This is a genomic window from Coprococcus sp. LG101-27, from assembly GCF_027695515.1.
GTDB classification, from domain to species: domain Bacteria; phylum Bacillota; class Clostridia; order Lachnospirales; family Lachnospiraceae; genus Allocoprococcus; species Allocoprococcus comes.
This window is the reverse complement of sequence record NZ_JAQEUJ010000005.1, coordinates 61,758-74,042: the sequence shown is the minus strand read 5'-3', so window position 1 is coordinate 74,042 and position 12,285 is coordinate 61,758. Positions and strand designations below refer to the sequence as shown.

The 12,285-nt window shown below is 41.3% G+C and carries 9 protein-coding genes and 1 pseudogene; 2 read left to right on the top strand and 8 right to left on the bottom strand.

The window, feature by feature from the left end; all coding sequences use genetic code 11:
* Positions 1-54 precede the first annotated feature (54 nt).
* Positions 55-1,521 (top strand): family 43 glycosylhydrolase, encoded by a 1,467-nt coding sequence (locus PG766_RS05960; RefSeq protein ID WP_270590608.1) that lies wholly within the window; start codon positions 55-57, stop codon positions 1,519-1,521.
* Between the two features lie 81 nt (positions 1,522-1,602).
* On the opposite strand, the gene PG766_RS05955 is transcribed toward PG766_RS05960, so the two are convergent.
* The 5 genes from PG766_RS05955 to PG766_RS05935 all read right to left on the bottom strand — a co-directional run bounded on the left by PG766_RS05955 (position 1,603) and on the right by PG766_RS05935 (position 6,025).
* On the bottom strand, positions 1,603-2,502 hold the full coding sequence (locus tag PG766_RS05955) for a dihydrodipicolinate synthase family protein (RefSeq protein WP_117557362.1): 900 nt from the start codon (positions 2,500-2,502) through the stop codon (positions 1,603-1,605).
* Positions 2,503-2,552: 50 nt separating this feature from the next.
* The gene (locus PG766_RS05950) at positions 2,553-3,440 is read right to left on the bottom strand and encodes a fumarylacetoacetate hydrolase family protein (RefSeq protein WP_243014365.1); all 888 of its coding nucleotides are present in this window, start codon (positions 3,438-3,440) and stop codon (positions 2,553-2,555) included.
* Positions 3,441-3,457: 17 nt separating this feature from the next.
* Entirely contained in the window at positions 3,458-4,630 is a 1,173-nt protein-coding gene (locus PG766_RS05945; protein ID WP_330412027.1) for a UxaA family hydrolase, read from the bottom strand.
* 34 nt (positions 4,631-4,664) lie between these two features.
* Positions 4,665-4,955, bottom strand: coding sequence for a UxaA family hydrolase (locus tag PG766_RS05940; protein ID WP_243002802.1), 291 nt, complete (start codon positions 4,953-4,955; stop codon positions 4,665-4,667).
* Positions 4,956-5,050: 95 nt separating this feature from the next.
* Positions 5,051-6,025 (bottom strand): 2-keto-3-deoxygluconate permease, encoded by a 975-nt coding sequence (locus tag PG766_RS05935; protein ID WP_118198667.1) that lies wholly within the window; start codon positions 6,023-6,025, stop codon positions 5,051-5,053.
* Between the two features lie 281 nt (positions 6,026-6,306).
* Here PG766_RS05935 and PG766_RS05930 point away from each other — a divergent pair, with 281 nt between their 5' ends.
* Positions 6,307-7,080, top strand: coding sequence for an IclR family transcriptional regulator (locus PG766_RS05930; protein ID WP_117557356.1), 774 nt, complete (start codon positions 6,307-6,309; stop codon positions 7,078-7,080).
* Between the two features lie 50 nt (positions 7,081-7,130).
* Here the strand turns inward: PG766_RS05930 and PG766_RS05925 are convergent.
* From PG766_RS05925 to PG766_RS05915, 3 genes and pseudogenes are all read right to left on the bottom strand, one after another.
* Positions 7,131-7,871, bottom strand: a pseudogene (locus tag PG766_RS05925) (alanine:cation symporter family protein); the annotation flags it as partial.
* A 16-nt stretch (positions 7,872-7,887) separates the two neighbouring features.
* Positions 7,888-9,819 (bottom strand): diguanylate cyclase domain-containing protein, encoded by a 1,932-nt coding sequence (locus PG766_RS05920; protein WP_118198666.1) that lies wholly within the window; start codon positions 9,817-9,819, stop codon positions 7,888-7,890.
* 222 nt (positions 9,820-10,041) lie between these two features.
* Positions 10,042-12,165 carry a CocE/NonD family hydrolase gene (locus PG766_RS05915; RefSeq protein ID WP_182438590.1) on the bottom strand — a complete coding sequence of 708 codons (2,124 nt, stop codon included), beginning with the start codon at positions 12,163-12,165 and terminating at the stop codon, positions 10,042-10,044.
* Positions 12,166-12,285: the final 120 nt, after the last annotated feature.

The window sequence follows — 12,285 nt, the reverse complement described above, 5'->3', positions numbered from 1 at the left end:
TAAAATTAATAAAAATCCTTGTTTTCTTATAAATGCAATGCCAAAGGAGGATTTATGAAACAATCAATTACACTTCCTATGGCAGATAAATTCTATCACGATCAGCAGGATTCTGCTTATATACGATCCGTGAATGTCTCATGGGAGATCCCTGAAGAAAATCATTATTATCTCGAATACAGCTACAACCGCAAAGACTGGTACGCCCTTAACGGCGGATTTTCAATCATCCTTCCGTGCGAAGAACTTCCTGTATCCGACGCATTAGCCAATCAAGATCCAAACGGCGAAAAAATTGCTGTCTCCGGTCTCTTTTCTTTACAAAATAAATATGGGAAGCCAGAGCCAGTATGTATACAATCTGTCTCCAAAATGGACGATTCTTCCGCAACCGTACAGGTAACTTATACCAATAGAATGAAGGAACTGCGCAGAATCATCCGCAGCGAAGATGGTATTGGACATATTCAGGACAACGACTATGCAGCACCGATCATCAGCCACCGTGCAGACCCTTATATCTACAAGCACACGGATGGAAAATACTATTTTCTCGGCTCTCATACCGACGCAGGCCATAATTTGAATGGTACTTATCAGTATCTTTACATCATCCTGCGCAGCGCAGACACGCTCGAAGATCTGACTGACAATTCCGGGCGCTACACAGAAAAAATAATCTACGAAAGAAAACCTATCGGTCCTGATCGTGTAAGTCCTCACATCTGGGCTCCTGAGATCCATTATATTCAGGGTGGCTGGTATGTATATTATACCACGACTGTATCTGACCACTCTTCATGGCGGATCCGTCCACACTGCCTTGCCTGTACCGGTGATGACCCGATGACTGATCCATGGATCAGCAAAGGGCCGATCCAGACAACTGTAGAAAATGATATTGCTTTTACAGACTTTTCGCTGGATCACACTTTTTTCCATCACAACGATACAGATTACTTTGTATGGGCACAAAAGACAAACAATATTTCCGATATCTTTATTGCCAAATTATCCAATCCATGGACAATCTGTACTCCATCTGTTCTTCTGACACATCCGGAGTATAACTGGGAGCTCCACGGATTCGCTGTAAATGAAGGTCCCGCTGTGCTAAAGCATGACGGGCGGATCTTCCTTACCTTTTCAGCAAGTGGCACAGATGCTCTTTACAATATGGGACTTTTATATGCCAGCGAAGATTCTGATCTTCTGGACTCTTCTTCCTGGACAAAGCTCCCTTACCCGGTATTCCAGAGCAGTCGCACCACCGGCTTCTTCGGACCTGGACATAACAGCTTTATCCGTTCTACCGATGACACAGAAGATCTGATGGTCTATCACGCACGCCAGGAAGAACGTTATCTGGGTGAAGGAGACTATCAGCCACTTTATGATGCCGGAAGAAATGCTTATATCGGCAAAGTTTTCTGGGATGAAAATGGTATGCCGGACTTTTCCGTTCCAGGCGCTTCTCTTGCAATGCGTAAAGAAGACCTTATATTACCTGAATCCTGGTAAGTATTCATTTCATATATAAATATGCAAAAGAGCAGACATTCCTTGCGGCGGGAAGGCAATGTCTGCTCTTACTACATATTATTATTTCAATTTCTGATATTTCTTTATAACTTTATCTAATAAAATCTCTGCTTTTTTATACACACTTTCTTCCATCTGATTGTACGGGAAGATTGCACGGTCTTCAATTTCTACACCTCTGTGCTGCATCAATTTTTTAAACAGCAATGAGAAATTTGAATCCAGATCATAAAGTGGCATAAGCTCATGCGTCAATTCCGATAACGCCATAACTCTGTCAAAATCTTTTTCCTTTGTTGATTTTACAAGATCACTCCAGATCTCAGGGACAATATTGGAAAGTGCCCCGATACATCCTACTCCTCCGGATGTAAGATTATAAAGGAACTGATCATCAAATCCTGAGAACATCTCAAACTCATGTCCTTCTACTGCCAGCATCAGTTCATTTGTATGATTTGGTTCTGATACGGAGTCCTTTAAGCCTTTAATGTTAGCATTATTTTCCACCAGCTTTTTCAAGGTTTCCGGAGCGATGGAATGTCCACTTCTTGCCGGGAAATTGTAGATATAAAGATTTCCTTTTACCGCTTTTGCAAGCGTATCATAATATACAAAAATCTTTTCCTGATCCAGTGCATAATAGCATGGTCCGATAACCATTGCTCCTTCATAACCCATTTCATTCACTTCATTTGACAACGCCACAGTATCTTCAAAATTAAGGCTTCCGGTTCCAGCATAAAGCTTTGTGCGCCCTGCAGTATAATCTGCATAGAATTTGAAGAAATCATGTTTCTCCTGTTTCGTAAGTCCTGTAAATTCACCGGACGATCCCAACACAAGAATTCCATCAACGCCTCCTTCAATCAGGAAATCAATTACCTTTTTATTCCCTTCATAATCCGGTTTTTCATTTTCATCAAAAACTGTAACAACTGGTGTAACGATTTTACACATATTTTCTACCTCTCTTCCTATCTTTATCCTAATTCACTTTCTTGTAAAAATCAGACAATATAATTCGTCAGCTGACCAATCCTGTCTATCTCACATGTAACTTTATCACCTTTCTTCAGGAACCTTGGTGGCGTAAATCCCATTCCAACACCTGCTGGTGTACCGGTTGCAATAATGTCACCAGCCTCCAGAGTAATTCCTTTGGACAATTCAGCAATCAGCCCCGGAACTTTTTTAATCAGATATTTTGTATTTGAATTCTGTCTGAGTTCACCATTCACATAACTTTTAATATCAAGTTCTAATGGCATCGGAAGCTCTGTACGGTCTACGATCACAGGTCCCATGATCGTATAATTATCCAGACTTTTTCCCATCAGCCACTGTCCATGTCTGGTCTGAAGATCTCTTGAAGAAAGATCATTAAATACGGAATATCCAAATACATATTCTTCTACTTTTTCTTCCGTGATTCCTTTTCCTTCTTTTCCTATAATGACCGCTAATTCTGTTTCATAATCCACTTTTTCATCGATATCAAATCGTCCCTGGATCTCTTCATTTGCCCCAAGAATACGGTTTGTTCTTTTTGCAAAATACACGGTACCGGATACTTCATCCGACACAGCTCCTGCCAGATGTTCCTTTGTCTCTTCCAGATGATCTGTGTAATTGACTCCGACACAGAGGATATCGTGAACCGTATGTTCAATCGGTGTCAACATCTGCTGCTCTTCCATTCTATGTACCGATCCATCTGCAGCACAGATCATCTGTGCTGCTTTTTGCGGATCACCATTTACCATATGAACAAAATCTATCAACGTTTTCCCTTTTAATTCCGGGAATAATTCATCCAGAAAAAACACGGTTTCTTCCTTTTCGAAAGCTGCTAGATGAATTTCTCCATTTTTATCTTTTACTCTGGTATAGCGCAATTTTTTCACCTCATTTTTTACATATAGTTACAAACTCTCGCAATTGCCATTTCTGTATATCCAAGAGCTTCTGCTTTTGTCAGCTTGCCATCCGCAACTTCCTTGATTTCTTTCATCAGCTCATCACCAAGTTCTGTCATCGTCTTGGTTCCGTAAATATACGGGCTTGCATCAATATCAATATTATCGGACATATTTGCAAAAGTAACTTTATTACCGGTGATCTTAATTACCGGTGCAAGCGGATTTCCTGTCGGTGTACCACGTCCGGTAGAAAATACGACAATCTGACATCCACCGGCTACCATTGCCGCTACTGATGATGGGTCATTTCCCGGAGTATCCATAATAACAAGTCCCTGTTTTGATTCTACCTGTTTTGCATAATCATATACTGCTGTTACTTCTGAATGACCACCTTTATGGATACATCCCAATGATTTTTCTTCCAATGTTGTAAGTCCTCCTTCTTTGTTTCCAGGAGAAGGATTTCCTTCACGGATATCATGTCCTACCAACTTAATCGCATGCTCATAGTCATGAACGATCTGGTAAATTCTGTCACTGATTTCTTTTGTCTTTCCACGTCGTGCCAGAATATGTTCTGCGCCAATAAATTCTGTTGTCTCAGAAAGAATCGAAGTACCTCCAAGTTCTACCATACGGTCACTCATCTCTCCGATCAGGACATTTGCTGCAAGTCCTGAAGTCGGATCCGAACCTCCACATTCTGTTCCGATGATCAGCTCAGAAAAATCAAATTCTTCTTTCTGCAGAAGAGAAGCTTCCTGTGCCATCTCTTTTGCTGCACGGACAGCTTTTTCTACTGTAGAAATCGTTCCTCCGTTTTCCTGTATAATGAAATGACGGATTGGTTTATTCGTTCTCTCTTTAATTGCATCTAACACAAGATCCATCTGACAGTTTTCACATCCAAGTGATACAACGACCGTTCCATATACGTTCGGGTTTGCTGCATATCCGGCCATTACATCCATTGTGAACTGCTGGTCTGACGGAACCTGGGAACATCCATTTTGGTTATTGAATGTAACTGCAGATTCTACCTGGGATGCGATAATTCTTGTTGTATCTGATGCACAGACACTTGCCGGTAAAATTAAAATTTTATTTCTGATTCCAACTCTTCCATCTGGTCTTCTATATCCCCAAAAAGTCATTTTTTCCATTTTTAAATTCCTCCTGTCTTCTTATATTCCGTATTTAAAGATTTTCTCTGTGATTCTGGACATTATGTACATGTACATGCTCGCCAACATGGATGTCACATGCTGCAAGACCAATGTGTTCTCCATATTTTACTACTTCCGTTCCTTTTGGCATTTCCTTGATTGCTACTTTATGGTACATTGGTACATCTGTAGCTGCTGTAATCTTCTGTACATCTCCGTTTCTGTCTCTCCAGATTATTTCATCTCCTGCATTAATCTTTTCAATTGCTACAACGACGGTATCTTTTTCATCAATAATTGCTGCGTTAACTGTTACTGCCATTTTGCTCATCTCCTATTTTCATGTTTAAATGATGTTGTGGTCAAAAGATATTTTGACCCTGGTATCTTTAAATTAATATGTTACAATATATCTTGTTACTTCGCTGCTTCTGTTTTCTTCTCTTCCAGAGGGAATTTCGGGCAGCCATATTTATGTGCCCACCAGTTTGTGACGATTGGAACAAGAATTGCTGTAATAACTACAGATGCTGCAACCTGTGCTGTTGCCTGTGGTACATATGCTTCCAGACTCTTATCTGCCAGTCCTACAACTGCCGGTACAGCTACTGCATTTCCTGCTGTTGTCGCTACTGCCCAGCCGGCATAACCCGGTCGTTTTGAAATCTTCCGATCACATAATACAATAAATGCTCCACCAATAAAAGTAGTCATAAATCCAAGCAGAACTCCTGACGGTCCTCCCTTTATAACTGCGGAAAGATCAATTCCTGCTCCAAGTGTAAGTCCTACAAAAGGAATTAAAATCGGTCCTGCCGGTGCAAGGAAATCAGAAAATGATTTATCAAGATTTCCAAGGATCATACCAACAATGATCGGTGTAATTGCTGCAAGGATTGAAAGAATCGGAATATTTGCAAGTCCTGAAGCTCCCATTGCGACCAGTGTAAAAAATGGACCATCATTCAATGAGAGTAATGCCATTGCGCCACTATCCACTTCATCACCATAAGACTGCATCAGGGAAAGATATACGGAACCATTGCTGTTTGTTACCGCACAGATAATTGCTAATGCAGATAATCCAAGAAATCCATCTGTACCGAACACTTTACCAACAACAATACCAATTACTGCTCCAGCCACAAATTTGGAAATCAAAAGGACTCCGCCCCTTTTTAACACACTTCCGAGTTCATTAAATCTTAACGTTGTTCCAAGACATACCAGCTGAATTCCCATCGCTGTTGCCGCACCTGCATTTGAAAAAGTTGCTGTTGTAAGTGAACCTACCTGAAGTACCGACGAACAGAACGTATTTAAAATTGCTCCAATCAAAAGCGGAACGATCATCATTCCAGCCGGCACTTTCTTCAAAAAGTTCATAATCATAGTTTTTTGCCTCCTCTTTACCTTTTACTTTTCACTTGTTCGTATATACGTACTCCGTATGTATTTACATACTTTATGTTCTTAAAATAGCACTCGTACACTTTATTGTCAATATATCATCAAATAAATTCATTATTTTTATCATTTTGCACAATTTTTTTAGGTAAATTTCTACATATACAACACGCAACTCTGGAATTCTATACGATTATCTGATATAATTTTTATATATTTGATTGAAATTTGAATAATTTCAATGTTAATAAAGGAGATTTAAATCAATGGCAACAACTGAACATCGCCCTACTGAGCGGGTACTTGATATACTGGAGCTTCTTTCAAACTCAGAAGATGGAATGACCCTCACTGAGCTTTCCAAAGCACTGAACGCTCCAAAAAGCAGCATTATGCCGCTTGTTCATACGATGACTGCCCGGAATTTTATTTATATGCAAAAGAATACTCTGCGCTATTTTATTGGTGTAGCAACTTATTCTGTAGGAATTACATATAATAACCGTAAGACTTCCCTACAATTCATTCAGCAGGAAATGAGTAATATCACAACACAAACCAACGAAACTTGTCAGCTTGGCATCCAGTCCCGAAACATGGTACTTTATATTGCAAAAAAAGAAGCACCTCAGCCAATCCGTCTGATGTCTTCTGTAGGAAAACAACTTCCTCTGTATTGTACTGGTCTCGGAAGAGCACTTCTGGCTTACAAATCCGAAGAAGAAATACGCAGTTTATTTCCGGAAGTTCTTACCGCATACACCCCGCATACACTTGCTACCGTCGATGATCTGATAAAAGAACTGGAGCTTACCCGACAGCGCGGATACGCATTAGAGCATGAAGAAACTAATTTAATGGTGAACTGCATTGCCGTTTCTCTGGATTACAATAACGCGCCAATCGCAGCTTTAAGTGTATCCATACCAACTTTCCGTATTTCTGGGGAAAAAGAAAAAGAAGTTGTTCAGATTTTATGGGAAGCCAAACACCGAATTGAAGCCCACTTTCAAGTGTATGGTGTTGATTTTGGAAATTAAAAAAACCTGGCAGAAAGAAAAATTCACTTTCTGCCAGGTATTTCATTTTTCTATACGCCTTTCCCTTCCCCTGCAAAATATTCTTTTACAAGTTTTACCACAACTCCTGATAACAGGAAGACTGCAATTAAGTTCGGGATTGCCATCAGTCCGTTAAATGTCTCTGCAATATTCCACATCAGTCCAAGATCCATCGTTGCTCCGACGATCGCAACCAGTGAATACAGCACCATAAACGGTTTGTTGATCTTCGTTCCAAATAAAAATTCAATACATCTGGTTCCATAAAGTCCCCATCCGATAATCGTTGAAAATGCAAAGCAGCACATTGCAACCGCGGTAAAGATCGATACCCAGCTCCCATATGTAGAAGTAAATCCAAGAATCGTAAGCTCCGCACCTGCTGCCTCCCCGTAACCAATCGGAACTCCGCTGCACAGGATTACCAGTGCGGTCAGTGTACAGATTACGATCGTATCTATAAATACCTCAAAGATTCCGAAGAATCCCTGTTTCACCGGTTTTTTTGTATCTGTACATGCATGTGCAATCGATCCGGTACCAAGACCTGCCTCATTAGAGAAAATTCCTCTGGACACACCTTTTTTCATACTGATAAAGAAGCTTCCGACTGCCCCCGGTCCTCCGATCGCGATCGCTCCTGCAACTCCTACAATATTTCCGGTTCCGACCGTTGCCGCGAGTGCCGTACAGACTGCCTGAAATGGCGTCATCGCACCATCTGATGCATCCTTTTTCCGAAGCATACGTCCGATCGTTACCTTCATGGCGGACGTTTCTTCTTTTTTATGCCTCGTAACGTATTTCTTCTTTTATTTTATCCTGGATTTCCACAAGAACTTCCATTAAAAGCGGATTGAACGCTCCGCACTCTCCGTTCAGGATCATCTTCATCGCCTGCTCATGTGAATACGCATCTTTATATACACGCTTACTCACCAGTGCATCATAAACATCTGCCACAGATACAACCTGTGCCGCAATTGGAATCTGTTCTCCGATCAGACCATCCGGATACCCTTTACCATCATAACGTTCATGATGCCATCTGCAGATCTGGTACGCGATCTTGATCATCTTCTCATCCTTATAATGCTCCAGCTTATCCAGCATAGAAGCACCAATCAGCGTATGCTCTTTCATAGTCTCAAATTCTTCTTTAGTCAGCTTTCCAGGCTTATTCAGAATCGACTCATCAATTCCAACCTTACCGATATCATGAAACGCGGATGCTGTTGAAATCAGATAGCAGTCATCCGGCGTCAAATTATATGCATCCGTATTCTCAACAAGTCTTTCCAGAAAAAGTCTCGTCAATGTATTGATGTGGACAACATGAAGGCCGCTCTCTCCATTACGAAATTCCATAATCTGGCTTAGAACTTCTACCATCATCTGATTGTTCTTTTCCTTTTCATGCATCTGATCGGATACCATGGAAATCAGCCTTCTCTGTTTTGCATACAGCTTGATCGTATTAAATACACGCTGGTATACAACCTTGCTGTCAAAAGGTCTGCTGATGTAATCGGATACTCCAAACTTGAACGCTTTCCGGATATAGTTCTCAGATTCCTCGCTGGATATCATAATTACCGGCACATCTTCAATCCAGTGATTCCGGTTCATATACATCAGAATTTCAAAACCGTCCATAACCGGCATCACGATATCAAGCAGTACCAGTGATATCTCTTTCCCGTATTGTTCTATTAGCGAAACGCATTCCTGTCCGTTCGTTGCTTCGATGATCTCAAAATCATCTTTCAGCATCTCACAGAGAATCGCACGGTTCATCTCTGAATCATCGACAACCAGGATCCGCTGTTTAATCTGGTTATGCTTCTCGTACTGCTCTCTTTCATCTTTCTGTGTAACCACTTTATTCTTCGTAGCCTTCGCCTGATACATCAGCTTGTCCGCTCTGTTCACGGCTTCCTCAATACTGTCTCCTTCCGTCAGCACGCCACCGGCACTGATAGAAAGCCGCAAATTCAGGTATCCCGGAACATTTGCATTATAGATACGCTCCTGTATCAATTGCAGTTTCTGGCTAAAAACTTCTTCCGTAACTTCCGGCATCACAAGAAGGAATTCATCCCCGCCAAAACGGATCAGCTTATCCGTCTTACGGATATTTTTCCGGATAATATCTACAACCGTATAGAGTGCCATATCCCCTGCCTGATGTCCGTAGGTATCATTATGCAGTTTAAAATCATCTAGATCGATCAGTGCAACCCCGGCATTTTTCTTCTTGTTCTTCATCTCATCCTCATAATACCGCCGGTTGTATGCATCTGTCACTGCATCTCTGTATAACCTGTCATTGTAATGTACAAACATATCTATCAAACGCTCATGATTGATCTCTCCAATCGACCAGTCACCATCCAGGCAACGGATCAGCTCGAGTACATATGGCTTCTCATCTACTTCTATATAACGTGCGATCACCTGATAAATCTTGCCATTTACAATCTCCAGCTTTCCTTTTTCTTCTTTCGTGGTCGCTGCACGCATCGCTACACAGTTATCACAGGGTGTTTCCCGTTTCCAATAATGATAGCATCTCTGCCCCTCATTGATTTTTCTCCATTCTTCATCGATATCTGATATATTTCCAATCGGGAAAAGACGGATCTCCTGAAAGATCTTCCGAAAATGTCGGATTTCTTCTTCTAATTGTTCTTTTGTCATTCGTTCTTCCGCGTTCATGTCTTTTCCTCCAGACTTCTACTACGCAGTTTCCTGTTATTTTCATTTCTAATTATTTTACAATATTTACCAAAAAATAAAAAGAATTATCCCGATATATCTTAAAATTTTTTTCTGAAGCATAGGATACATCTGCATTACTGTAAAAAAGGACCACCAAAGCCTGTTTCCAGGAATGGTGATCCTTCATGAAATAATTATATAACTATCCTTTTATGTAATTTATTTTCTCGTCATCACGCGATTTTCTACCACTGCAGTCATCGGAACTTCCGCTGTCACTGATGCATTCTCAATTTCCACAGAATAGGTCTTGTGGATCAGACAGTTGATCGGATCTTCTGTCGTGATGACCAGTGCCAGACTATGTCCAGGCTCTACCGTATATCTTGTCGCATTCAAATAAATATGGTAATCATGGTATTCACCCTTTTTCAGTTCGATACTGTTCTGTGCTGTCTCCGGTTCATATCCTGCTTCCGGATTGCACAGATCTGCAAATGCCCGTGTGATCACACGGTATTTCTTATGTACAGTAGCAAACTCCGCTTCATTCCATGCCGGAACCTCTCCTCCGCTAATAATTCCGCCTTCTTTTACCACATTGACCGGAATTGTATTTCTCTGCGGATCTACAGACTGAATGCTGTCAAATTCTTCATCGCACACGTCACAAAGAAGAAGAGTAAGCTTCACATCATCCATACGTCCTGACATTTCATGCATTCCAAGCTTCATCGTCAGAGTATCTGCATCATTACTGTTTACCGGATTGAAATCTGCTTCTGCATCTCCATCTTTTAACGCTGCTCTTAATCTTACGCAAGTTGTTCCCTGTAATGTCACTGCCTCTTTAAACGGATCCGTCACATAACGCTGTGCCATATTGCTTGATCTCACACCCATCACATCATCGAAGTTCTCTGCACTGACACCCGCTGCTTCCCAGTCTGTATCGATTACAGTTGTTCCCTGTTCTTCGCATGTAAGAGTCATCTTATATGCTGTCTCCCAGGAATCTGCTGTCTCCCATTTTCTCTGGTCATAGTTCATCTGCACCAGGATTGCCGGTCTGTTCTCTGCACCATTTTCAACTCCGTATAAATAATGAGAAATCCATTCATTGATAATATCATCATAGAATTTACCATCTACAAGGATTCCATATCGTTTCGGCATAGTTGGTGTGATATGTGCACCCTGATGAAGGATTGCTTTTACATTCTTTCCTGCCTTCTGGAAAGATTTGTACATCATCTCATACTGCTTGGTAGACACGTTCTCGTCATTCAATCCCTGTACGATGAGCGCACTGCATTTGATCCGGTCTGCATGAAGGCGATAATTTCCCATACCCCAGAATTCCGGATTATAGTCAAATCCACCCTTGATCTGCTGAAGGCTCATCTCATGATGGAATGCTGCCATATCCTCCCGCTGCTTCTCGGTTAATGTCTCATCATTGTAACGGCTGGAACAAAAATAGGCAAGGAAGCTGTTCAGCATTTCTTTCGGCCAGTACCGCTGTGCGCCCTGCATGTTCTGCTGGCTGTACCAGTCCGCGATTCCTGCGATCGGTACGATTGTCTCCAGTCCTTCTACTCCTGTTGTTGCCACTGCAAACGGCATGGTTCCGGCGTAAGATCTTCCTGTCATGGCAACCTTTCCGTTTGACCAGTCTGCCTTTGTCTCAACCGTTCCTTCGCGGTCTGCATATCCGATACGGTCTCCATGCAGCCATTCTACAATTGCTTTGAAAGCGTCTCTTTCATAGTCTGAACCAACATAATTGAATCCGTCAGATCCTTTTGAACCAAATCCCGCACTTAAAACAACTGCAAATCCACGTACAAGATAATAATCAAAGGTGTCGATATTTTCAAAAACCATAATGTTATTATTTCCTTTATCCGGATAATACCAGTCTGCCGGATCTGCTTTTAAAGAAAGATCCATTGCACTGATACATCCCTGCGGAACATGCGCATCCACTTTTTTGTCAAGATCTGCAAAATTAACCGGATGATATTCTTTTTCTGCCACTTCTTTCATATGCGGATATCCATCTTCCTGGACTCCCGCCGCATATGGACGTGCCTCATATAAAGTTGCAGCCTTATAATTCCCCTCTACTGCACTTCTTGGTACCTGGACAACAGCTTTCACAAGATCTCTTTTTCCATCTCCGTCCACATCGTAATCCGTTTCCACATAAACACAATATCTTACGATACTGGATGTTGCCGGATCATACTTTTCTCCTGTCTTTCCATCTGTAAGTGGAAATACCGGCTGTGCAAGTCCATTCTCAAATACTGGTACTTTGCTGTAATTCTTTTCGTTCATGGTAAACCTCCCAATCATTAAATAAATACTCGGATCTAATCACATATTATTTCCCCAATATTATTGTGATTTCATTTCTCCATTTCCTATTATAACGAGATGCAATAAGAACTTCAATGA

What these genes read in the sequence shown, in the direction of transcription:
- PG766_RS05935 (WP_118198667.1), bottom strand. Translation starts at nt 6,025, where the DNA reads ATGATTATGAACTTTTTGAAGAAAGTGCCGGCTGGAATGATGATCGTT.
- PG766_RS05930 (WP_117557356.1), top strand. Translation starts at nt 6,307, where the DNA reads ATGGCAACAACTGAACATCGCCCTACTGAGCGGGTACTTGATATACTG.
- PG766_RS05955 (WP_117557362.1), bottom strand. Translation starts at nt 2,502, where the DNA reads ATGTGTAAAATCGTTACACCAGTTGTTACAGTTTTTGATGAAAATGAA.
- PG766_RS05945 (WP_330412027.1), bottom strand. Translation starts at nt 4,630, where the DNA reads ATGGAAAAAATGACTTTTTGGGGATATAGAAGACCAGATGGAAGAGTT.
- PG766_RS05960 (WP_270590608.1), top strand. Translation starts at nt 55, where the DNA reads ATGAAACAATCAATTACACTTCCTATGGCAGATAAATTCTATCACGAT.
- PG766_RS05920 (WP_118198666.1), bottom strand. Translation starts at nt 9,819, where the DNA reads ATGAACGCGGAAGAACGAATGACAAAAGAACAATTAGAAGAAGAAATC.
- PG766_RS05940 (WP_243002802.1), bottom strand. Translation starts at nt 4,955, where the DNA reads ATGGCAGTAACAGTTAACGCAGCAATTATTGATGAAAAAGATACCGTC.
- PG766_RS05915 (WP_182438590.1), bottom strand. Translation starts at nt 12,165, where the DNA reads ATGAACGAAAAGAATTACAGCAAAGTACCAGTATTTGAGAATGGACTT.